Annotated in this window: 17 protein-coding genes; 13 read left to right on the top strand and 4 right to left on the bottom strand. The window is 55.0% G+C overall.

What is annotated here, in order from left to right; all coding sequences use genetic code 11:
• Positions 1-107: 107 nt before the first annotated feature.
• Positions 108-1,448, bottom strand: coding sequence for an ABC transporter permease (locus tag FYJ63_RS07990; protein WP_154545543.1), 1,341 nt, complete (start codon positions 1,446-1,448; stop codon positions 108-110).
• The gene (locus FYJ63_RS07995) at positions 1,445-2,380 is read right to left on the bottom strand and encodes an ABC transporter ATP-binding protein (protein ID WP_154545545.1); all 936 of its coding nucleotides are present in this window, start codon (positions 2,378-2,380) and stop codon (positions 1,445-1,447) included. The genes FYJ63_RS07990 and FYJ63_RS07995 overlap by 4 nt, the downstream gene beginning before the upstream one ends.
• Before the next feature lie 344 nt (positions 2,381-2,724).
• Here FYJ63_RS07995 and FYJ63_RS08000 point away from each other — a divergent pair, with 344 nt between their 5' ends.
• Both FYJ63_RS08000 and FYJ63_RS08005 read left to right on the top strand, forming a co-directional pair.
• Positions 2,725-4,383: a methyl-accepting chemotaxis protein gene (locus tag FYJ63_RS08000; protein ID WP_154545547.1), complete on the top strand. Its 1,659-nt coding sequence runs from the start codon at positions 2,725-2,727 to the stop codon at positions 4,381-4,383.
• 19 nt (positions 4,384-4,402) lie between these two features.
• The gene (locus tag FYJ63_RS08005) at positions 4,403-5,338 is read left to right on the top strand and encodes a transporter substrate-binding domain-containing protein (RefSeq protein WP_154545549.1); all 936 of its coding nucleotides are present in this window, start codon (positions 4,403-4,405) and stop codon (positions 5,336-5,338) included.
• A gap of 62 nt (positions 5,339-5,400) precedes the next feature.
• On the opposite strand, the gene FYJ63_RS08010 is transcribed toward FYJ63_RS08005, so the two are convergent.
• Together FYJ63_RS08010 and FYJ63_RS08015 are read right to left on the bottom strand one after the other, a co-directional pair.
• Complete coding sequence (locus tag FYJ63_RS08010) at positions 5,401-6,984, bottom strand: aspartate:alanine exchanger family transporter (protein WP_154545551.1); 1,584 nt, start codon at positions 6,982-6,984, stop codon at positions 5,401-5,403.
• Between the two features lie 78 nt (positions 6,985-7,062).
• Positions 7,063-8,595 (bottom strand): threonine/serine exporter family protein, encoded by a 1,533-nt coding sequence (locus FYJ63_RS08015; protein WP_229770071.1) that lies wholly within the window; start codon positions 8,593-8,595, stop codon positions 7,063-7,065.
• Positions 8,596-8,759: 164 nt separating this feature from the next.
• Here FYJ63_RS08015 and FYJ63_RS08020 point away from each other — a divergent pair, with 164 nt between their 5' ends.
• The 11 genes from FYJ63_RS08020 (at position 8,760) to FYJ63_RS08070 (ending at position 23,895) form a co-directional block, all read left to right on the top strand.
• Positions 8,760-10,595, top strand: a complete 1,836-nt coding sequence (locus FYJ63_RS08020; protein ID WP_154545553.1) for an acetolactate synthase large subunit — start codon at positions 8,760-8,762, stop codon at positions 10,593-10,595.
• A 5-nt stretch (positions 10,596-10,600) separates the two neighbouring features.
• A complete protein-coding gene (gene ilvN, locus FYJ63_RS08025; protein WP_154545555.1) occupies positions 10,601-11,104 on the top strand; it encodes an acetolactate synthase small subunit in 504 nt (167 codons plus the stop codon).
• Positions 11,105-11,187: 83 nt separating this feature from the next.
• The gene (gene ilvC, locus FYJ63_RS08030; RefSeq protein ID WP_154545557.1) at positions 11,188-12,216 is read left to right on the top strand and encodes a ketol-acid reductoisomerase; all 1,029 of its coding nucleotides are present in this window, start codon (positions 11,188-11,190) and stop codon (positions 12,214-12,216) included.
• A 322-nt stretch (positions 12,217-12,538) separates the two neighbouring features.
• Complete coding sequence (locus tag FYJ63_RS08035) at positions 12,539-13,438, top strand: DMT family transporter (RefSeq protein ID WP_154545559.1); 900 nt, start codon at positions 12,539-12,541, stop codon at positions 13,436-13,438.
• On the top strand, positions 13,435-14,487 hold the full coding sequence (locus FYJ63_RS08040) for a 3-isopropylmalate dehydrogenase (protein ID WP_154545561.1): 1,053 nt from the start codon (positions 13,435-13,437) through the stop codon (positions 14,485-14,487). Before FYJ63_RS08035 ends, FYJ63_RS08040 begins: the two co-directional genes overlap by 4 nt.
• A 28-nt stretch (positions 14,488-14,515) precedes the next feature.
• Positions 14,516-15,643: a branched-chain amino acid aminotransferase gene (locus FYJ63_RS08045; protein ID WP_154545563.1), complete on the top strand. Its 1,128-nt coding sequence runs from the start codon at positions 14,516-14,518 to the stop codon at positions 15,641-15,643.
• Between the two features lie 295 nt (positions 15,644-15,938).
• Positions 15,939-17,342, top strand: a complete 1,404-nt coding sequence (locus tag FYJ63_RS08050) for a sodium:proton antiporter (RefSeq protein ID WP_277026239.1) — start codon at positions 15,939-15,941, stop codon at positions 17,340-17,342.
• Between the two features lie 90 nt (positions 17,343-17,432).
• Positions 17,433-19,064 carry a citramalate synthase gene (gene cimA / locus FYJ63_RS08055; RefSeq protein WP_154545565.1) on the top strand — a complete coding sequence of 544 codons (1,632 nt, stop codon included), beginning with the start codon at positions 17,433-17,435 and terminating at the stop codon, positions 19,062-19,064.
• A gap of 240 nt (positions 19,065-19,304) precedes the next feature.
• Entirely contained in the window at positions 19,305-20,936 is a 1,632-nt protein-coding gene (locus FYJ63_RS11215; protein WP_229770072.1) for a methyl-accepting chemotaxis protein, read from the top strand.
• Between the two features lie 11 nt (positions 20,937-20,947).
• A complete protein-coding gene (locus FYJ63_RS08065) occupies positions 20,948-22,591 on the top strand; it encodes a methyl-accepting chemotaxis protein (RefSeq protein ID WP_154545567.1) in 1,644 nt (547 codons plus the stop codon).
• 194 nt (positions 22,592-22,785) lie between these two features.
• On the top strand, positions 22,786-23,895 hold the full coding sequence (locus tag FYJ63_RS08070; protein ID WP_287847784.1) for a TNT domain-containing protein: 1,110 nt from the start codon (positions 22,786-22,788) through the stop codon (positions 23,893-23,895).
• Positions 23,896-23,905 lie beyond the last annotated feature (10 nt).

Genomic DNA, 23,905 nt, shown 5'->3' on the forward strand with positions numbered 1-23,905 from the left:
TCGCTCATTACGCCGAAGAGGTCTGACCCGCCGGCTGCGCCTTGCACCACGAGGGCTGACCCGCTCCGAAGAGATCTGACCCGCTCCGAGGAGGGCTGACCCGCCGGCTACGCGATGCGGACGCCCTTCGGGAGGCGCTTGACCGGCACGCGAAGGCGCGCCCAAGCCAGCCAAATCGCGCTGGCGGCCAAGACCGCGTGGAAAATCATGCCCCAATACCACGACTGTCCCAGGAACTTAGAGTAATTAGCGCCGAAAACCTCGTTATCTAGCTGGGCGGCTTCACGAATTGGAACCAATTCTATTTTTCCGTCTGGCCCGACATAGCAGTCGTCATAGACTGATAGTTGGGGCGGTTTCACGTCTTGAGCCCGGGCGAGGAATTCGGACCCGCTGGGAGATTCTAAACGCTGGCTGGCAATCCTGCCGGCTAAAAAACCGAGCATGGTATTTCCGCCAGGAACCCCGTATAGGGGGCCTTCTATAGAAGAATTGTGAGGTCCGGTGCCGATTGCGGCGTCGGAGAGAATCGCGACTGGCGAGCTTAGCAACAGCCACCAGGTGCGATTCGTGTGAGATAAGTATTTTTCGCTTTTTTCAACTTCGCACTTCCACCCAGGGTCTTTATTCAGCCCGGGATAGCGAGAGTCTTGATTGTAATCAGGATTAGACCACGGGTCGCTCGGCCCGTCATAGTTCATAGAGTGGAAATCAAATTCAACCCGTTCGGTCATCGCATTTGCGGTGAAGATGAAAGTGAGCGGCCCCCCAATCATGAGCAGTCCGACCAGGAGGTAAGTCGCCAAAACCGAGGCTACCGGACGGGAGTTTAGCGCGGAGGCCCCGATACCAATCGCACAAACGATAAACACTTCTGCGAGCATCACGGCTACGGCCTTGACAAACATGACCCACCCGAGTTGATTCGTCCCCACCAGAATCGCGAGCGGCACGGCTCCAACAAGGACGAACACCGCTCCAGAAATCCAGGCTGCCAGGAGCTTCCCCCACAAAAGTGCGCTCGGGGTTATCGGCGTGGCCTGGAGAATCGCCAGATTCGCGGTCTCGCGGTCCCCGTTAATGGTTGTGGAGGCTAGCGCGGGGGCAATCGCTAGGGACACACCCAAGGTAAACAGCAGCATTAACGCGAAACTCCACTGTTTCGCCTGGTATAGGGCGGTAGCCAAATCGGCGGGACTCATCCCGTTATGGCTCCCAAAGTTGGCGTAAACCGCCAACATGCCAATCCACATGAGCGTCAGGAGAATAACCCACACGACCATCGCTGCAATCCACTTCTTTGAGCGCGCCCGCCCAAGCAGCTCAAGTTTCATCACGGTCTCAACGGCGTTAAATGCGCCGGGGAGCCGGTGGGGCGCGGGTTCTCTTGGCCCGGTGGATGAGGTGGTCTGATTCAACAAGGAGTCTTCAACCATGTTCCCGCTCATTTGCGTTCCCCCATATCGACTTGGAGATAAATCTCTTCGAGGCTGGGTTTGCCTGGCGCCGCCCCGAAACCACTCACCTTCACCCCAGCCGCGACTATCCGCGCCAAAATATCGGCGGCCTCTTCGGGACCCGCGGCGTTGAACTCGTAATCGAGACAGCCCGCGGGGGTGAAAACGGTGAAATCTTCGGCCTCAATAAAAGCCCTAAACGCCGCCGAATCCAGCACCGAAAGGCGGTACCGCGACCCGACAGCTTGACCCTCGATGAGCTCAGACAAAGCAGAAGTGTCCACCACCCGACCTGCTTTCACGAACACGGCATCATCAATGGTGCCCTCGAGTTCGCTCAAAACATGGGAGGAAATCAGAACCGCCACTCCGTCATCGGCTTGCTCACGCAACAACTCTCGCAACTCGATGCGAGAACGCGGATCCATTCCCGCGGCGGGTTCGTCAAGCAGCAGCACACGGGGGTGGTTCAGTAAGGTTCTCGCCACCCCGAGACGCTGTTTTTGGCCGCGGGACAACACGTGGGCGAAACGATCCGACATATCTTCGAGGTGTACCTGCTCCAACAGCTCGGCCGAACGCTGTTTTGCCGTCGCCTTGTCGAGCCCGTAAAGCTGCCCGAAATAAGTCATGATTTCCTCGACGCGTAACTCGCCCCAAGAACCGAAGGTATCGGGGAGCCAACCAATCAGGGAGCGCGCTTCGCGGGCTTTAGTCCCAATGTCCAGCCCGGCCACGGAGACGGTGCCAGCATCTGGAGCCAGCATCCCTGAGAGCATCAGCATCAAAGTGGTTTTGCCAGCGCCATTGGGTCCGATCAGGCCGGTGATGGTGCCGGGACGCAAATGAATATCGATGCCATCAACCGCTCGGAAAGCCCCAAAATTTCGCACGAGTCCTTGCCCGCTTAATAATGCTTCCATGTATTCAGTATCCCCTAAGCCGCTTTGCGAGTTTAGTGTCATGATACTGGATTTGTTGAGCAAACAGTGACGGCAGCCAAGTTTGTTGAATGGAATCATTTTAGGCCGTACCTATCGACAAACCGTGTATCTATGGGTATGCCCGCGAATGCTAAAATAATTCTTGCGGAAATGACATGAATAAACCGTTTTCTGTTCCCGCGTTAGCGATTGAGGATCCGAACCTGGGTACAACCTGAAATCACAATGATTAAGGCTTTGTTGAATTATACTAGTAATGATTATCTATCTGGCAGAGATTTCTACACCAGGTAATCTGCTACTGCCGGAAAAGGGGGAGAAATATGAGATTTTCTTCTATGGTGAAGATGACCATGGCGGCGGTTATTGTCTTGGTCGTGCTGAGTCTAGCGGCTCAACTGAGCTCTATCATTGCCACTAACCAAGTCAGTCAAGCTCAATCAGAAGCCGCGCAGCGCCAGACTGCTATCAATGCGCTTAAGACCGCGAATACTACCCTGACAGGCAATGCTCGGGTTTATGTGGTTTCCGGTTTGACTGAATCCTTGAGTAATTATTTCAATGAACTCTACGTGGTGAGAAATCGGGACTTTGGAGAGAAACTTATCAAGGAGCACGGCGGCACTAAGGAACAAAACGATCTGGTGGCGGCGATGAAAGAAAGCGCCGAGGGAACCACCGAAATGGAAATCCACGCAATGGCTTTAGCAGCGCTCTCCCGCGGTGAAGATCGGGCACTACTTCCCTTAGATTTGCAAAACTATGCTTTCACTGCGGAAGAACAGGCGATGACCCCAGAAGTGGCGGGCGCGGCGGCTAGAAATATTGTCTTCGGTCAAACCTATATGAATGCAACGAAATCGGTGGAATCCCCCATAAATTCTTTGACCTTGGCAGAATCCAATACCGCCAGCGGCAACAACCAGATCGCGCGTGCTACCACCATACAAAAAATCGCCGTCTTTGCCCTGATTGGTCTGTCATTCCTGTTGGCGGTGGAAGTAATTGTCTTCCTCATTATTGTGTTGCGGACGGTAAATAGGCCTCTTTCCGGACACACCTTGGCTCTTCGCGAACACGACGCCTACGATCTTGGGTTCCGTCTGCGTGAAGATCGTGGGGTTCCGGAGATGCGCGAACTGGCTCAGGCTCTGAATTCTCAAAACGCGCGGGTGGCGAGCCTGATTGACTCGGTCGGTAGCACTGCCGGTGACTTGAACGACAATGCTGGTTCGTTGAATACCACCTCAACCGAACTCGATAAGACCGCCGAAGATACGCGTGAACGTGCGGCACAAGCGGCTAGGCAAGCCGGGGAGCTCGCTACCAACATGGATACTTTGAGCGCGGCCATGGAACAGATGCAGACAGCGATTCGCCAAATTTCCGAGTCCGCCACTTCAGCCTCCGAGGTGGCTCACGAGGCAGTAGAATCGGTGGCCTCCGCGACTAAGGTGATTGACACCTTGAGCGAGTCTTCTGCCGGCATTGGGGAAATCACCCAATCCATCACCTCCATTGCGGAACAGACCAATCTTTTGGCGTTGAATGCGACCATTGAAGCGGCCCGCGCGGGAGACGCTGGTAAAGGCTTTGCCGTTGTAGCCGGTGAAGTGAAGGATCTTGCCTCCCAAACGGGACAAGCCACTGCGGATATCTCCGAGCGGGTGGCCTCCATTCAGGAGGACTCCGCTAAGGCCGCTGAAGCTGTGGCGCAAATCTCGGAGATTATCCAGCGGATTAATGACTCTCAGGCAACCATAGCCTCGGCGGTGGAAGAACAAACCGCTACCACAAACGAGATGTTTGGGGTGGTGCGCGGGGCCGCGACCACGACCCAAGAAATCGTCGGCTCCATCGAGACTGTTTCTCAAACGGCGGAGAAATCTGCGCAAGCCTCCCGAGCCACCTTGGAGTCAAGTCAAGCAGTGGCGGCTTCTTCGGAGAGTCTTCACGAACTAGTCGGCAAGTACCATCAATAAGTTAAGGGCGGTGTAAATCATGAAGAAACTGGTCAACAATCCCTCGAACTCGAAGGCTTTCTTAAAGAAATCGAAACTGCTCTACCTGGGGCTAGCAACGTGTCTGGCGGTGTCACTAACGGCTTGCGGGGGAGGATCTAAGACTGGCACAGTGGTTTCCTATGACATTTCGAAGCTGAAAGCTGACCCCACCGTGGCGGCAATGGTTCCTGCCGAGAATAAGGACACGCTGAAGGTGGGAATGAATATTCCCTATACTCCAGCGGAGTTCTTTGATGAAAACAACAAACCTGTAGGCTACGAGGTGGATGCTTTAAACGCTTTGGCGAGGGTCATGGGAGTGAAGCAACTGGAGATTATACAAGAAGATGACTTTGATGCCCTCCTTCCCGAGGTTAATGCTGGAACCTACGATATGGTTGTGTCTGCTATGACCCTGACTAAAGAACGCATGAGGAGCACTAACATGGTTTCTTACGCGAACGCCGGTTATGTCTATGGAGCCAAAAGGGGTAATCCGAAACAATTCGACTACGCGAACCCCTGTGGCTTCAAGGTGGGAGCCCAGGCTGGCACCTCTCAAGCAGAAATGCTCCAGACCTCTAGCGATGCCTGCGTCACCGACGGTAAACAACCGCTGACGATTGTGACTGATGCGGATCAGGACAAACTGGTAGCACAGGTTGTCGATGGTAGCTTAGATGCTGTAATTGGGGAAAGCCCCATCATGAAATACGAGGAAGTGAACAACGAACAATTCTCTACAGTAGGCGAGATTCTTGGGGTTGCTCCGCAAGGAGTGATCACTGCGAAAAACAACGAAGCGCTCGCTAAAGCGGTACAGGCCGGTCTGCAAAAGATGATGGATGACGGGACTTTGAAGGAAGTCTTCAAACCCTGGGGTCAAGACAGCATTGTCCTGAATTTCGCCACTTTGAACCCGCCTATCATGTGAACGCTGAGGGCGTGTTTCACTGATCCACTTTTTGAGTAAGCCGTCCGCTGACAAGCGGATATTTAGAGGATCCCGACGAAGGTTCCACAAAGAATCTTCGTGATCATTGCGACCGGATACGCCATTGCGTAGCCGAGGGATACACGGGGATCATTATTGGTCTGGTCATTAGCGAAACCGAGAACCGCGGGCTGAGTTTGGGCTCCTCCCAAGAATCCGGCTAGTTTCGTTCCGCCCATCTTGGTCACGAAACGCATGGTAATAAAGAGAAGCAATCCGAATACGGTCGTGATGACAATGCCGAGAAGAAGGATCTTCCACCAGTCTCCTCCAGTGAAAGCGGTTTGGATGGAGCCTCCAGCATTAACTCCTGCTTGCGCTAAGAAGAGCAGCAGGCCGATTTCCCCGATAACCTGGCCGGTCGTGTAGGGCAAGGTGGTGACAAATGGTCCGATTCGTCCAATTCGTCCCATGATCAAACCCACAATGAGAATTCCTGCGGCGTAACCGACGCTGAAAGTCCCCCCAGCAGGGTTCGGAATTGGAATCTGGCCAACGAGGAACCCTAAGGTCATGCCAATCCCGAGAGCTACTGGATTTAGAGAAGTCAGACCGCGGGTGGAATCGCCAAGATATTTTGTGACTTCGGTTATGTTCGAGATGGGGGAAACTACCCGTAGACGGTCGCCAAGCTGTAAAACCAAATCGGGATACGCCACCATGTCCACGTCCCCGCGACGAACCCGCGATACGGTTGCTCCGAAACGATCTCCCATATTAAGCTCGGAGATGGTTTTACCCGCTTTAGAGACATCGGAAAGCGTAATGCGTCGGTAGTCAAGATAGGTACGATCAGTTTGCAAAGAGTGGGAAGAAGAATGACCGAGGTCGTTAATGATAGTCTGAACGGAAATGGCTTCCCCCACGATAGTCAAAAGATCCCCCTTGTTGAGAGTATCTGACATATTGGGTCGGGTGATGGGTCCGGTTTCGCCACGGCGTAGACGGGAAAAAGCCAGCTTCTCGTTAAACCGTTCGTAAATATCTCCCAGGCGTGGGCGGGAATCTGTTTCCACCCGAATGGTTTTTGACACTAATGGAGAGGGGGCATCTTTGTCGTTTTTCCCGCTCTTTAGAGCGAAGATGGAGAAAAGCAACATGCCAAGAACGCCGTAGAGATAGGAAATGGAATAGCCTACAGTAGCGGCGACCGAATCTCCTGATTTTTCTCCGACGGCTTCGAGCATAGGTGTGTTTGTGAGCGCTCCGGCCAGTGTGCCGCCGATTTGACTTATCGACATTCCAAGCAAGGAGCCTAACCCTACTGCCAGAGCGCTAACCGCTATATAAGCCGCTACTAGGACTAGAATTGATTTCCAGGCGGTTCGCATGGTGGCGAAGAAGCTAGTGCCGGAGCTGCAACCGATTGAAAAAGCGAACAGGGACAGTCCCAGCACGGCGATTTCTTTTGGGATAGAAAGCTCATATCCTTGGGATTTTCCCCAAGCTGAAATCGCGATTGCTAGGAAGAGCACAGCGGCGGCACCTAAAGAGACACCTTTAATTTTGATGTGGCCAATTGCCATCCCAATTCCGAGCAAAACTACGAGAAGCACAACGGGCTGTACCGCAAAATATGCAAACAAAAGCATCCTCCTGTAACTCTGTTGTCCTCCTGAACCGGCGGCGATTTGCTGCCAAGAGTCACTAATAGTCTAGCGGTTTTATCGCATGGTGAAGTCAGACTCGTCATTGTCTTTCAAAGCAGGGTGAGTTTCTACCAAGTCTCGATTTTCCAGCCAGTTCCGGTCGGTGAGCATTCTGGCCGCGGACAGGCCAATTCCGATTGCGAGTATCACTACAGAGACCTCTATCAGGGAGGAAGTCGCTTTGGTAAAATCACCTTGGTTCAAGTGAGTTAAAGCAGCGTAGAGTGGCACCCCAGGAATCATCAAGACAGCGGCGGGCACGGAAAGAGACACCCGGGAGTACGTGAAGTTTGACAAACGAGACACTAAATCTGCTGCCAAACCAATTGCCAGAGCCTCTAGGCCGACAGCAAACTGCCAGTCCATGCCGTTTTCCACCAGCAGAAACCGAAGAGGGTTGAATACTGCGCAAATCAGACCCGCATAAAAACATAGTGGTCTGGTGGAATTAAACAGCATGGCGAAACCTGCAGAGGCGACGAAAGAACACAATGTGCGCATGAGGTAAAGCCATTTACCCTCCAGAGGAGGAACGTTTGGGGGATCTACTGTCCAGTTAAATGCCAGAGAAACCAGCCAAACCGCCGCACCAGCGGATATGACCAGCATTACGGTGTAAACCATCCTGGATATTCCCGCAGAGAGATCCATTCGCAGTAAATCCAGCATGGAAGTTATGAGAGGAAAACCCGGAACCAGGAATAAAACTGCGGAAACGATTCCAGCGCGAAAACCGATGGTATCTCCGGAGATCCAAGGCGGCAAAGCGATAATTTCGTAACTATTCATGAATAGAAGTAAAAAGTGGTTTAGTGCTGTTGCGAGTCCTACGTAGACAGTGGCGCCAACGAATCCGGCTGCAAGCCAGACCCCGAAATGGTTCATCTGACGGTGCAGCATGACGCGGCGTAATAATTGACCAGAGGCTGCGGCGAAGCCGGCAATGAGACATTCGGCCAGACCTCCACGGTTGAGGAAACAGAAGCAAGCACAAGCGATTCCGGATGCTAATATATTTTCGAGGGATCCGTATTCAGGGGGATAGGCATCAATTCGATCCAGGATTCGATTTGCCTCTTGCGGTGTAGTCCCCGGTTCTAGGTTCTGCGTGAAAGAGCGTAGGCGGTCAAGTTTGGCGGCGTTAGTCCCAAAAATGCGTTGCTCAGAGATTTCGGTGCGGGAGAAAGGCCGAAGATAGACTGTGGAACTGATTTCGCCAAAGGTTACTAAAACGTGATGCTCTTCAGCACCCATAGCGGCAGCAAGCCGAGCCATGGATACTTTAATCCGATAGGCCGAAGCGCCGCAGGTCTGTAAAACGTGGCCGAGCCTCATGAGGACTTTAGACTGCTCAGTGAGCTGGATCCGGACGCGCTCGTATTCCACCAGGCGTTCAGAGTCTAAACCTAGAATCGGGTCGGCAGTGTAGGGAGTGGGTGCGAATGCTTGGTCTTTTTCGTGAGGGAAAAGGACGTTCAGCGTGCCTTGGATTCTGCGATTTATGGAGTTGAAAGTCGTTTCAATGCTACGTAGTCGTCTAAACATCATGTAACTAGTTAACCCTCTTGGAGGGGTTTTAAATAAGGACTTATGACCCCGGTGGCTCACTATTATGACAGCTATAGCGTCTCAAATAATGGCTCGTTATCCACTATGTGAGATTTTTCGATTTTTTTTTGGGTTCCTCCATGGAGGTCGTTACAGTTAACCCCATGAGTGCGAACCATCAAAAAACCCCCGGAGCCGCAGCCCCGGGAAGCAACTTTACGGAGAACCCGGAAAGCGGGGAAGTCATGACGGGCGCCCAAGCCGTCATCCGAACACTCGAAGAACTCGGGGTGGTCGATGTGTTTGGCATCCCCGGCGGTGCCATCCTCTCGACCTTTGACCCGCTGTACGACTCTAAAAAGTTGAACTTTATCCTCACCCGCCACGAGCAGGGAGCCGCCCACGCCGCGGAGGGCTACGCGAAATCAACCGGTAAAGTCGGAGTCGCTTTGGTGACCTCCGGACCAGCGGCGACGAACCTGCTGACGGGACTCGCCGATGCGATGATGGACTCGGTGCCTCTGGTGGCCATTACCGGCCAGGTCGGGAAGGAATCCATCGGCACGGACGCCTTCCAAGAGTCCGACATCGTGGGGGCCTCCATGCCGCTAACCAAGCACGGTTTCTTGGTGATGGATCCCCAGGAGGTTCCCGAGAAAATTGCTGAAGCCTTCCATATTGCCTCTACTGGACGCCCCGGGCCGGTTCTGGTGGATGTGTCGAAAACGGCTCAAGTCGGCAAGATGACTTTCAACTGGCCGCCAAAACTCAACCTTCCCGGCTACAAGGTTCCCGGCAAGCCCTCTCGTCAACAGATTTCCGCGGCAGCGGCAGAGATTGCGGCCGCGCGCCGTCCGGTGCTCTATGTGGGCGGTGGGATATTTTCGGCAAATGCTACCGATGAGCTCGCCCAACTCGCGGAAATGACCGGCGCGGCGGTGGTCACCACCTTGACCGCCCGCGGCGCTTATCCCGATGAGGACCCGAAACACATGGGAATGCCGGGGATGCATGGTTCGGTTTCCGCGGTACTGTCGATGCAACAAGCCGACCTCTTGGTGGCACTCGGCACCCGCTTTGATGACCGCGTCACCGGAGACACCTCGACCTTCGCCTCTCACGCGAAAGTCATCCACGTCGATATTGATGCCGCTGAAATCGGGAAGATTCGCGAAGCGGACGTCCCGATTGTGGGGGACTTGAAAGAGGTTCTCGGTGCGCTGTTGCGCGAACTCCCCGGAGCCTACAAACAGTACGGGAAACCGGATTTGTCCCCGTGGATTGCGAGCCTCACAAAGCTCAAGGATAAATACCCGCTGTATTTTGATGACGTACAAGACGGTCTCGTCACCCCGCAAAAGGCCATCAAGGTGCTGGGGGACATTGCTGACGAGGACACCATCTATGTCACCGGCGTCGGCCAGCACCAAATGTGGGCTTCCCAGTTCATCACCTACCGTCATCCTCGAACCTATATTTCCTCTTGTGGACTCGGCACGATGGGCTTCGGAGTGCCGGCCGCGATGGGCGCGAAAGTGGCCAACCCCGACCGGGAAGTGTGGCTGATTGACGGGGATGGTTCCTTCCAGATGACCAACCAGGAGCTCGCCACCTGCACTCAGTCGCACATTCCCATCAAGGTCATGATTATCAACAACTCCTCGCTCGGCATGGTGCGCCAGTGGCAAACCCTGTTCTACAACGAGAGATATTCCCAGACTGACCTCCACGACGGGGCGCGCGACGCCTCCGAATGCGGGAGAGTGGGGATTCCGGATTTCATGATGCTCGCGAAGGCCTACGGAGCCGAGGGGATTCGGATCACGAAGCCCGAAGAGCTGGAGGAGGGTCTGAAGAAGGCTCATGAAATCAACGACCGGCCGGTAGTGGTGGAGGTTCTGGTGAGCCCCGACGCCATGGTTTTCCCGATGGTTCCCGCCGGCCAGACTAATGACAAAGTTTTCTATACGGCTAACAAAGTCGTGACGTGGGAGGACTAAGAGAGATGAGTAACACACACACTTTGAGCGTGCTGGTAGAAAACAAACCCGGCGTTTTGACCCGCGTGGCGGCCCTGTTTGCGAGGCGCGCCTTCAACATCACCTCGCTCGCCGTGGGAGAGACCGAAAAGCCCGAGATTTCGCGGATCACGATTGTGGTCGATGTTTCCGAGGTTCCTTTGGAGCAGGTCACCAAGCAGTTGAACAAGCTCGTGAACGTTTTGAAGATTGTTGAACTCGAGCCGGAACGGGCGGTAGAGCGCGAGCTCATGCTTATCAAGGTGGCAGCCGACGATTCGAACCGCACCGCGGTTTTGCAGGTTGTGGAACTGTTCCGCGCCCACGTGGTTGATGTCGCCCGCGAGACCCTGGTTATCGAGTCTATCGGCTCGCCGTCCAAACACGCTGCCTTGCTGAGGGAACTCGGGCCTTACGGGGTACGCGAGATTGTTCAGTCCGGTAACGTGGCGATTGGGCGCGGCTCGCGTTCGATTACCGACCAGATTTGAGCGAGTCCTGAAAATGGGTTTTTGAGAGCAAGAAAAAACTCACCTAGAATTTGACAGTCGCCAACTATTAAAAGGAGAAAACCATGGCGGAAATTTATTACGAAGATGACGCGGATCTCTCGGTCATCCAGTCCAAGAAGGTTGCGGTTATCGGCTACGGCTCCCAGGGTCACGCCCACGCGCTGAACCTGCGCGATTCCGGGGTTGACGTGGTGGTCGGCTTGCGGGAGGGCTCGAGCTCGCGGGCGAAGGCCGAGGAGCAGGGCCTCACCGTGAAAAGCGTGGCTGATGCGGTCAAAGAGGCCGACGTCATCATGATTCTGTTGCCTGACCAGGTGCAGGGCGCGGTTTACCAGGCTGAAATCGAGCCGAACTTGAAGAGTGATGCCGCGCTGTTCTTCGCACACGGTTTCAACATTCGCTTCGGCTACATCAAGCCGGGTGCGGGCCACGACGTCTGCATGGTCGCCCCGAAGGGCCCCGGCCACGTGGTGCGCCGTACTTTCGTTGCTGGCCAGGGCGTTCCTGACGTTATTGCCGTGGAACAAGATGCCTCCGGTAACGCTTGGGAACTGACCAAGGCTTACGCCAAGGGTATCGGCGGAACCCGCGCCGGTGTCATCAAGACAACCTTCACCGAAGAGACTGAAACCGACCTGTTTGGCGAACAGGACGTCTTATGTGGCGGCGTGTCGAAACTGATTGAATACGGTTTCGAGACTTTGGTGGAGGCCGGCTACCAGCCGGAGATTGCCTACTTCGAGGTCTGCCACGAGTTGAAGCTCATCGTTGACCTCATCAATGAGGGCGGTCTTTCCAAGATGCGCTGGTCGATTTCCGACACCGCCGAATACGGCGATTACGTCTCCGGTCCGCGCGTGATTACCCCGGACGTGAAGACCCACATGAAGGAAGTTTTGTCCGACATTCAGGACGGGTCCTTTGCCAAGCGCTTCATGGACGACCAGGCTGCCGGAGCGCCGGAGTTCAAGAAGCTGCGCGCCGAGCACGAATCACACCAGATCGAGAAGGTCGGCGGGGAGCTTCGCAAGATGTTCACCTGGAACACGAACAAAGACACCGATTACGTCGAAGGACATGCCAGTCGCTGAGCGGTTAGGTGTGGCCGGCGCGGGTCTGACCCCAGCGGCTCTGACCCCAGCGGCGTAGTGTTTCAACAGCCCGTTCTGTCGGGCTCGCGTCGCTCGACCGGCTCGCGCGGGACGAAAGGGGAGGTTTCCCCTCGCGATGTGCGATTTTATTATCGCACATCGCTCACCCCTCAGTCCCGCGCCGAGTCCGGTCTTCCGCTCCGCGTTGCCCTGGTTGGGTGCAAACGTTGCGTTTGAGCGTAGCCAGAAGGGGCTGACCCCGACGGCGTAGCGACAGGCGAGCAGATGGAACGTAATCGGTGGTTTGAATAAAGGACGAGAGATGAAAAAGTTGATCCCCATTTTGGCGTTGACCTTGGTCACCGCCATGTGGGGTTCGACCTTTTTTATGATTCGCACGGATGCGCTAAGCGAGCTCTCTGCCTCCGATTTGCTCACCGTCAGGTTCTTCATGGCGGCGATTTTGGCCACTGTCATTTGGGGACGCGACCTCCTCAGAGCCGATCGAAAAACCCTGGCGCTCGGTTTTGGCTTGGGCCTCCTCTACGGGATTGCCCAACTCGTGCAAACCATCGGTCTCTACACCACTGATGCCTCGGTATCCGGTTTCATCACCGCGATGTATATCGTCATAGTTCCGGTGGTGGCTCTCGTGGTGTTTCGGGAACAGTTCAAGCCGATTACCTGGCTATGGGTAGCCTTGGCGGGGGTGGGGCTTGCTGCCTTGTCATTAAAAGGATGGAGTTTCGGAACCGGCGAGTTCCTGACTTTCGTAGGGGCAATATTTTTTGCAATCCAAGTTGCTGGTCTTTCCGTGGTGGCACCGGGCCGTTCCGCGGGGGCACTCACGACGCTGCAAATGTGGGGAACTGGCGCGGTGTCTTTCTTCCCGGCGGTATCTGACGGGATTCAACTTCCCCAAAGTGGTCTCGTCTGGGCGGAGCTCATCTACATGGCGACGGTCTGTTCGGTAGGGGCCATCTTCTTGGAGACCTGGGCCCAAGCGCGAATGTCATCCACGGAAGCCGCGCTGATAATGGCGACAGAGCCCCTGTTCGCGACCCTTTTCGCAGTCACGTTTGGCGGGGAAATCCTGACCTTACGCTTGGCTATCGGCGCCGCCTTCATCATGACCGCCATTGTTTCCGCCCAACTCACCGGCGTTAGACCCGACGGAATACTTGAAGATTCAACAAAAGATAAAGTAAGGATAGAAGTATGACAACGATTGATTTGGCGCTGATTCCGGGTGACGGCATCGGCCACGAGGTCGTCCCCGAAGCCGTGAAGGTCTTGAAAAAGGTCCTCGACGGGGCGGGGATCGAACTCAAAACCACCCAGTATGACCTCGGCGCGGCGCGCTATCACCGCGACGGCGTGGTCTTGGACGATGAAACCGAAGAGGCCCTGAAGCATCACGACGCGATTTTGCTTGGTGCGGTGGGCGACCCCTCGGTGCAATCCGGAGTGCTCGAGCGCGGGCTCTTGTTGAAACTCCGTTTTGACTTCGACCACTACGTGAACCTCCGGCCTTCCAAGTACTACCCCGGCGTCCCGACGCCTTTGGCGAACCCCGGCGACATCGACTTCGTGGTCGTGCGCGAGGGCACCGAAGGGCTCTATGCCGGCAACGGCGGCGTGGTTCGTGAAGGCACCCCGCACGAGATCGCGACCGAGGTTTCGGTAAACACCCGCTTCGGGGTGGAGCGCGTGGTCCGTTACGCTTTCGCCGAGGCGATGGCGCGGCACAAGCACCTCACCTACGTACACAAGCACAATGTCTTGGTAAACGCCGGTCACATGTGGCGGCGCACCGTCGAGGAAGTGGGCAAGGAGTTTCCTGAGGTCTCGGTGGATTACCTCCACGTCGATGCCGCCACGATTTTCTTGGTCACGAACCCGAGTCGCTTCGATGTGATTGTGACTGATAACTTGTTTGGTGACATTTTGACTGACGAAGCCGGTGCGATCACCGGTGGTATCGGGCTCGCAGCTTCGGGCAATATCAACCCGGACAAGACTTTCCCCTCCATGTTCGAGCCGGTTCACGGTTCCGCTCCGGATATTGCGGGTCAGGGTAAGGCCGACCCGACCGCGACGATTTCCTCGCTAGTTTTGATGCTGAACCACCTTGACCAGTCCGACCTCGCCGCCAAGGTGCAGGCCGCGGTCGACAAGGACATGGCCGCTCGCGCCCAGGCCGCCGAGACTGGAAGTCCGCTCGTTCGCTCGACTTCCGAGATTGGCGACGCGATCGCGGCTAATCTATAAGCAACCCTCAACTCGAAAGAAGAACAAAATGAGTAACCTCGAAGAACTCGCTACACAACCCCTGCCGCCAGCGGACGAACTCGCCGGACGCTGGGCCGCCCAAGCTCACGACCACAAAGCGAGCGACGGAGAATACCAGCGCATCATGAGCGATCTCGCCTTTGGCAAGGATTTTTCTGACTACATGGCTCACGCGATTTGGACCAAGGACGGCGGTTGGGGAGAGAAAACCCTGCAACCCTACGGGCCGCTGCCGGTGACGCCGGGAACTTCCGTCCTCCACTACGGTCAGGAAGTTTTTGAGGGCCTGAAAGCCTACCGCCGCGCGGATAACTCGCTGTGGCTGTTCCGTCCGGCTTTCAACGCGAACCGTTTCAACCAGTCGGCCCGCCGTCTGGCGTTGCCGGAACTTCCGGTAGAAGACTTTGTCGGTTCCTGCGTTGACCTGGTGCGCCAAGATGAACGCTGGGTTCCCTCTGAGGACGGGGCGACGTTGTACTTGCGTCCCTTCATGTATGCTTCCGAAGCGTTCCTCGGGGTACATCCGGCCGCGGAGGTCACCTACCTCAATATTGGTTCGCCTTCCGGCTCCTACTTCCAGGGCGGTTTCTCACCGGTGAGCATCTATGTTTCCGAGGACTATCACCGCGCGGGTCCCGGCGGCACCGGCGAGGCCAAGACTTCCGGCAACTACGCCGCGTCGCTTCAACCCCAGGAAATCGCTTACGAAAAAGGCTATGAGCAGGTCTGTTTCTTGGACGGTGAAACCAACACCTATATCGACGAGCTCGGGGGCATGAATGTCTTTGTGGTCTATAAAGACGGCCACGTTGCTACACCCGCCTTGACCGGCTGCATCCTCGAAGGCGGCACCCGCGGAGCCATCAAGCAACTGCTCGCTGAGGAAGGCGTGGACGTCCGTGAAGAGCGCATTGCGTTGCAAGAGCTTCTTGATGACATCAAGTCCGGTAAGATTTCGGAATTTTTTGCCTGCGGGACTGCCGCGGTCGTCACCCCGATCGGTAAGCTCGGCGGGGAGGGCTTCGTTGTCGACGTCCCGACCGGGCCGCTCACCAAGCATATCCACGACCGCATCACTGACATCCAGTGGGGGAGAGCTGAGGATACCCACGGCTGGTGCTACCGCGTGAAATAACACCGGTTATCGGAAAGATAGGCGCGATGGTAGCGCCTAGAACAGGCGATTTTTGAATTTATTGCCTAATAAGGCAATAAATTCAAAAATCGTAAGAGTTATGCGCGGCAATATCGGAATATAGTCCTCGCGCGGTTTGAAAAACCGCGCGAACTTGCCATATTCTAAATAAAGGGCAAAGTCGCCCAAGAACAGAAAGAAGTGAGGGTCTCAAGTGTTGGTAAATCTTTCCTCTTGCGGAATTCTTCCGGAACTAACCGCGCGATATGCGCCAGGAAGCGCCGAAACCACCGGAATAACCTACCAACCCTGGTCGATTATCCCCTTCGTCCTGATGTTGTTGGCCATCGCGATTTTCCCGCTGTGGCCGAAAGCCGCGAAATATTGGGAGCGCCACGCTTTCCAATTCGCCTGGTCTCTCATTCTCGGCGTTCCGGTCGCTATCTGGCTTGTAGCCGGTGGCGAAGGCGGTTTTGTCATTGAAAAAATGTGGGAATACGTCCAGTTCATCATCCTGTTGTTCTCGCTCTTTGTGGTCTCGGGTGGTATCTTCCTTGCTGGCGATATTCGCGCCACCCCGCGCAACAATACGATTTTCCTCGGTGTCGGCTCGGTTCTCGCCTCCTTTGTCGGTACGACCGGTGCAGCGATGCTCTTAATCCGACCGGTTTTGAACACCAACAAGGAGCGCACTCACAAGGCGCATACGGTGTTGTTCCTGATTTTCATCGTGGCAAACTGTGGCGGACTACTGACCCCTCTCGGTGACCCGCCGCTGTTCCTAGGTTTCTTGAACGGGGTACCCTTCGTTTGGACTTTCGGGCTGTGGAAAGAATGGTTGTTTGTCAACGGACTCTTGTTGTTGAGTTTCTGGGCTATCGACACGAAGTTCTACGCCATGGAGCCGAAAAAAGCCATTGTTGCCGACGAAACCGAGCGTCAGCCGCTTTCCGTCCGTGGAGGGCTGAACTTTCTGTGGCTCGCGGTCATCGTCGCGGCTGTGGCCGCAGCGCCTTCCATCGATCTCGCGGCCATTGAACAAGGCGCGGCCAGCGGTCTCGACTTCGTGCCGCTAAGAGAAATCCTCATGCTCGCCGCCGCGGGAGCGTCCTATGCTCTGACCAAGAAATCAGTGCGTTTCGGGGACAACGAGTTCGAGTGGGGGCCGATTATCGAGGTCGCCGCGCTCTTTATCGGGATCTTCTTAACCATGATGCCGGCGCTGCGCTACCTCGCCCAAGTCGCCCCGCATCTGCCACTAAACCGCGTGACGTTCTTCGCGTTCTCCGGTTCGCTTTCCTCTGTCCTCGACAACACCCCGACCTACCTGACGTTCTTCGAGATGGCGCGCACCTTGGAAATTCCGGGCGCGCCGGTCGTGGCGGGGGTTCCCGAACCGTACCTGGTGGCCATCTCTCTCGGGTCAGTTTTCTGCGGGGCCATGACCTATATCGGCAACGGGCCGAACTTCATGGTGAAATCGGTGGCGGATTCCCGCGGAGTCAAGATGCCGAGTTTCGGAGGTTACATCTTGAAATCTCTCGAACATCTGCTTCCGATTCTTCTCGCCATGTGCCTCCTGTTCATTGCTGAGGGCCTAGTGGCGAAACTCTTCGGTGTGCTCTGCATCGTCTTCGTTCTCGGGATTGCAGCGAAGGACCTCGTCAAGGCGCGGCAAGTGAAATCTGCTGCTGCCTAAGTAAAACACAGCGTCGCGCTACCCGCGGGTTCACGCGTCAGAAAGCTGCTGGGTTTTAGCGACTGGTGAAATTCCACGTAATATAGGGACATGGCAAACACGCTTGATAATCCGGTGGAAATCTACGACACGACCCTGCGCGACGGGGCCCAAATGGAGGGAATTTCCCTGTCCATTAAGGACAAGCTCCAGATTGCGGGGGCCCTTGATGACCTCGGGGTTTGGTTCATCGAAGGCGGCTGGCCGGGCGCTATCCCGAAAGACACGGAGTTTTTTGCGATGGCTCAAACCCAGCTCAGCTTGAAGAACGCCACCTTGGCGGCTTTCGGGTCCACCCGCAAGGTCGGGACGAAAGCAGACGCGGACCCCCAGGTCAAAGCGCTTTTGGATTCGGGGGCTCCCGTCGTGACCCTTGTGGCGAAGTCAGACCTGCGCCACGTGGAGCAGGCACTCAAAACTACCGCGGAAGAAAACCTCCAGATGGTTAGCGACACGGTGGAGTTCCTCACGAAACAAGGACGGCGCGTCTTCCTCGATCCGGAACACTACTTTGACGGCATCAACTTTGACCCGAAATATGGCCTCGAAGTCTTGAAAGCCGCGGGCGAGGCCGGAGCCGAAACCGTGGTTCTTTGCGACACGAACGGCGGCAGCCTCCCGCACTCCATCCATGAACGCGTCTTGGAAGCCCGCGCTTTCCTTGACGAGGCCGGGTTAAAAGGTCTCAAAATCGGGATCCACACCCACAATGACACGGGTTGCGCGGTCGCAAACGCGCTTGCCGCGGTCCGGGCCGGTGCCGTCCAGGTGCAAGGGTGTGTCAATGGATATGGCGAAAGAACCGGTAACGCCGACTTGCTGACCCTGATTGGGAATATCGAGATTAAGCTCGGACGGAAATCCCTCCTTGGTGAAAACGGTCTGGCGGAGCTCACCCGCACGTCCCACCGCGTCGCGGAGATCACGAATTTGAAGCCGAGCCGGCGCCTGCCCTATGTCGGCGACTCCTCCTTTGCTCACAAGGCGGGTTTGCACGCCTCGGCGATTCGCGTCGACCCGAACCTCTACCAGCACATTGACCCAAGCATTGTAGGCAACGACATCCGGATGCTCGTCTCCGAGATGGCCGGTCGCGCGAGTGTGGAATTGAAGGCCAAAGAGATGGGAATCGACCTTTCCGGCACGCCGTTCCTCACGGGACGGGTCGTGGAAGCAGTGAAAGAGAAAGAAGCCCACGGCTATGTTTTCGACGCGGCTGATGCTTCTTTCGAGTTGCTGGTGCGTTCCCAAGGTGGGGACCTGCCGAGTTATTTCGAAGTCGAAACCTGGCGAACCCTGGTTCAAGCGGGAGGGACTTGCGAAACCAGCAAGGGCCAAGCCCTGGCAGAAGCCACCGTGAAACTCCACACCGCCGCGGGACGTAGGGTCGTGACCGGAGAAGGTAACGGCCCGGTTAATGCCCTGGACCATGCGCTTCGCGGGGCGCTGATGGATGTGTATCCGGCGCTGGCAGACTTCCAACTGACTGACTACAAGGTCCGGATTCTCGACACAACTTCCGGAACGGACGCGGTCACCCGCGTCTTAATCACCACGACGAACGGGGAGCGCGAGTGGACTACGGTCGGGGTCGGGGAGGACATCATTGAGGCCTCCTGGGAGGCGATGGTGGAATCCGTGACGTGGGGGCTCATGAAACTCGGGGTGCGACCGGTAGCCTAATTTCTGTAACATTTTGTTGAAATACCAATCACAAGCAAATTTGCCAGACAATCCTTCCAAAAATCAGGACTAAAGTCCCAGACAATTGCGGGGGAAATGCCGATAATCTCTAGGGATAACATGCACACGTATAGCTACTGTTCAGGGCCTTAGACTCGAGTGGAACTGCCATCGGGGTCACTCGACCCCCTCGGGTTTCGAAAGGCTCAGGGTAGCAAGCGATAACAAAGGAAGTGGGCTATGGCAGAGAAAACGGCACCCGCAGAGGTGACAACTGCAAAAGCAGACAAAAAATTTCCCCTAGCGAAGAAGATTCTTCTAATTAATTTGTCCTCTGTCCTGGCGCTGGTCATAATTACGTCAGTTTTTTGGGGAAGTGTTGCTGTTACAAGCGGATACACCGATCAAAAACTGGCATCCGCTGGAACCTCAGATTCCATCACCACCTTGGAACGCGACTGGCAACAAGTCGGTTATTTGAAGACTGGCGGTCTCTATGCAGTGCATCGTCAAGATCCTTCAACTCCGGCAATATTCGAAAAGTACACCAAGGCAATGGCCGTTTTCAAGGAAAAGCTCCAAAATCTTGACACCAGCGCTATGAACCAAAATCAACTAGTGAAACTGGAGGAGGTTAAAGCTGCCTTCAGCGAACTTCAGACCCTTAGTGATGAAGTTTCTTCGGCATCCGCTGCTTCCCCCACTGGTCTTTACGAGGCTGCGCTTGCTAACGAAGAACAGATTAATGCCACTTCCAAAAAAATCAACGAAGCAGTGCTGGATATACGCACGGATTTGCGTAAGCAAAATGAAGCGATGACTTCCCAAACGAGAGCTATTGAACCTATGGTTTATGCCTTCCTTGTGGTGTTTACCAGCTTGTTTATAGCCATCTTGTTAGTTCTGTATGTGACATTCTCGAAAGGGGTTTCTCGCGCTGCAGGAGAGTCTTCCCAAGCTCTTCACCGGTTTAGTGAAAAAGATTTGACTCCCACTCCAAAACGCTATACTAACGACGAAGTTGGTCGACTAGCAGACAAACTCAGACATGCCTCCACGAGCCTGAGTTCTGTTTTCAGCGAAGTAGCCGCTACAGCCCAAGAAGTGAATGCTACCACAGCTAAAATGTCCCAAGATGGCCAGATGATTGTAGACGAGATCACTAACGCAGGGGATATGGCTCAGTCCGTGGCTGCCGCCGCAGAACAAGTCTCTTCCAATATCGCTACTGTCGCCGCTGGAGCTGAAGAAATGGGAGCCTCCATCCGCGAAATCGCCTCGAATGCCAACGAGGCGGCTCGGGTCGCTGCTGAAGCCACGGAAGTGGCGCAGCGGACAAATGAAACCGTGGTTAAACTTGGTGAATCCTCTCAGGAAATCGGAGAAGTTATCGAGACGATTACCGCGGTGGCAGAACAGACCAACCTGTTGGCCTTGAATGCGACTATCGAAGCGGCCCGCGCCGGAGATGCCGGTAAAGGCTTCGCCGTGGTTGCCTCCGAAGTGAAGGATCTTGCGGCAGAAACCCAAAGTGCGACTTCGAAAGTTGCCGAACAAATCCAACAGATTCAAGCCGACACCGGTCATGCTGTGGAGGCAATCAGCCAGATTAGTGACATCATCTCCCAGATCAACGACTTCCAGTCCACCATTGCGGCCGCGGTAGAAGAACAAACCGCGACGACTAACGAGATGAGCAAATCGGTCCAGGAAGCCTCCCAAGGATCCACCGAAATCGCCGCCAACATCAGCGAAATCGCAGATAATACAACCAAGGCTTCTGACAACCTACGTGACGCCGTGGAACGCGCTTCTGGGCTCACCGCCCAGACTAACCACCTCAATAGCCAGCTTGGCGAGTTCACATACTAAGGGGTAAGACCATGACTGACGGAAGAAAAACATTGAACAAGACTGAAAACAGCACTACTCAAAAACCTGCCAAAGAACATCGTCGCACCACCCTACTAAAACGTATGCTACTAGGTTCTTTGCCAATAATTATTGGCGTCGTGTCTTTATCCGTGCTGATGATCCTATCGGGTCGAATCATTTTTTCCCAGGTTAATAGCTTTCTGAATGCTGCCACCTCAGTAGAAAGAATGTCAGTCATCGAATCTGAAACCTACCAGGTCGGAAAGTACCAGTATGCGTATGCGCAGTCAGTTTTAATGGGGCAAGCTAACGATAATTATGCGCAGCTCCGCGACGAGAATCTCAAATTGATAGAAGAATCTCTTCAGCTGGTGGGTTCTTTCACTACCAATCCTGACGACCAAGCAATGCTTGATGATCTTATGGCTTCGACTGAGAAACTGGGAGAACTCATCGAGACCTCCAATACAGAGTTAAACTCTTCGAAAGGCTCCAACTCCGACACTTTGAACAACGTTCTGACTAAAGAAATTAGCGCTCTTGTTGCGAAGTTGGACGAATTCAAACCGTCTTTGCTCGCCGCTCGGGAGGAAGCGAAAAGCACCTTGGATGCCGCCATCATCCGAAACATTATTATCCAGGTTATTGCCATCTTGGTGCAAGGAGGAATCGCTGTCGTCCTGATGGGACGAATCCGACGCAGTATTGTGAGGTCTGTGACCTCGGTGGAGGATTCTGTGAGAGCCTTATCACAAGGTGATTTGACTCATGACGCGGAAGTGCTGTCAAACGATGAAGTCGGGGATATGTCTAGAGCTATGAATCTGACAGGTGCGACCCTGCGAGAAGCTTTCAGAGCGTCGGCTGAAGCATCCCAAAACGTCAGTAGCCAATCTGCTGAGGTGACGGAGTTGACTGCGGACACGGAAGGTTTGGCGAGAGAAGCGACGGAACAAGCTGCAGTCGTAGCGGGAGCCGCGGAGCAAGTTTCTCAAAGTATTCAGACTATAGCGGCAGGTTCTGAACAAATGGGTGCATCCATTCGGGAAATCTCGTCAAACGCCAACGAGGCGGCTCGAGTTTCCCAAGAGGCTACCGCCGTGGCTGCTTCCACGACAGAAACGGTGGATAAACTCGGAAAGTCCTCGAAAGCAATTGATGAAGTTGTCCATACGATTACCGGCATTGCTGAACAAACGAATCTGTTGGCTCTTAACGCCACCATCGAGGCCGCTCGCGCGGGAGATGCCGGTAAAGGCTTCGCGGTTGTGGCCGGCGAGGTGAAGGATCTGGCCTCGGAAACCGCGAAAGCAACTGAAGAAATCACGGTGAAGATTGCGAAAATTCAGGAAGACACCGAGGGTGCTATCGCGGCGATGAAGCGGATTAGTGAAATCATTTCCCAGATTAATGATTTCCAGACCACTATCGCTGCCGCTGTGGAGGAACAAACTGCGACAACTCAAGAAATGTCGCGTTCCGTCTCGGAAGCAGCAGCGGGTTCCGCAAACGTAGCAGCAAATATAACCACCTATGCGGAAAGTTCTGCGGGAGCAATTGAGCCGCTCAAGATGCTGGGTGCTACAGCAACCGAGTTGAAGACTAAGGCCGAGGCGCTGACGGGGAAGATCAACCAGTTCAAATATGAGTAGGGGTTGGTCTATAGCCCTGCCTGAGACTTAGGTCTTAGGCGAGGAATCTCGAAACGGCGAGTTTGAGCAAGTTGCTGAACTCGCCGTTTCGCGTTTTTAGGGTTTGACCGGCAACTCACTCAGCGTAGCAGAGCCAAAATTTCCCCTGGTGCACTAAACTAAATAACAGGTCGAGTTTCGGAAAGGAGGCGCTCGTGATTGGTTCGGTGCAAGAATTCGCCGATTTGATTGCTTCGGAGAATGAAGACGATTTTCTCCGCGCCACCACCGATATCGCGCCGACTTTCGTGTGGGAAGAAATTATCCGGAAACGCCCGGATCTGGCCGAATTTGTCACTCAATCCGCGACGATTCCCGACTCTGTTTTGGAAACCGTCGCCTTAGCCGCGCCGTGGCGGGCGCGCTACCTGGTGGCTACCCAAGAACGAACCCCGCCGAGTATTCTCGCGAAACTGGCTCATGATGGGGATTCGCGGGTGCAAAGAGCCGCCTTGGCCAATGACGCAACCCCGCTGAAGGTTGTGGCGCAGCTGCGCGATGACCGCCACGAGGAGATTGCCAAACTGGCGAAGCTAATTTGGGAGGATCGTGCTGAAAAACGGGCTGGTAAACATTCCTCCAAGGGAGACCGCCTGTGGGACGTTCCTCACGATGAGGCCGGAAAGAACCAAGCCACAGCGGTGGCCTACCGAACTTATTTTGATGAACTAGTGGCTGCTAAAGGAATGACGTCTGCGGACGTGGTGCGCGGCTTTGACCCGCGCGACCCCGAGCTGCCACTTGCTCCCGAAGATCCGTGGGTGGTGGCGCCGTGGGGAGACGAAGAGTATGTAGTCGGCTCTCAACGAGGCAGCGAATTTGCAATCTACGATATGGTTGATTCCCTCGAAGAAGCGGTTGACCTCGTATATCGACTTTGTACAGAAGTTCTTCCGGTGGGGGAGCTGCCCGCGGATGCACCCCAGCGGGGCCAGAAAACCGGAATCGGGATTGACGCGCGGACAATTTCTCGCGGTGGAAAGCCAGGATCGAATGAGCTCCACACCGGGGATTTGCTCGACTGCTTTGATGATGACAAGGCTCAGTTTTTGTTTGCCCTCGGAACGCCGCTCGCAGCGCGGGGAATGAAACTTGACCAAGCCAAACCTTACCGAGTTTTTGAAGTGCGAGCGCCCCTGCCGATGGCGGTGTTGGAAGGACTCACCGCTGAGACTAACGGCAACCCAGGTGGAGGGGCAATTGTAGTCCTCGATCGGCCACTGCGATGGTATTTGGATCAAGGCTTTCTCCTGGAATTAAAATAGGCAGATATGT

It is taken from the genome of Mobiluncus porci (genome assembly GCF_009695935.1).
In the GTDB taxonomy this organism is placed as follows: domain Bacteria; phylum Actinomycetota; class Actinomycetes; order Actinomycetales; family Actinomycetaceae; genus Mobiluncus; species Mobiluncus porci.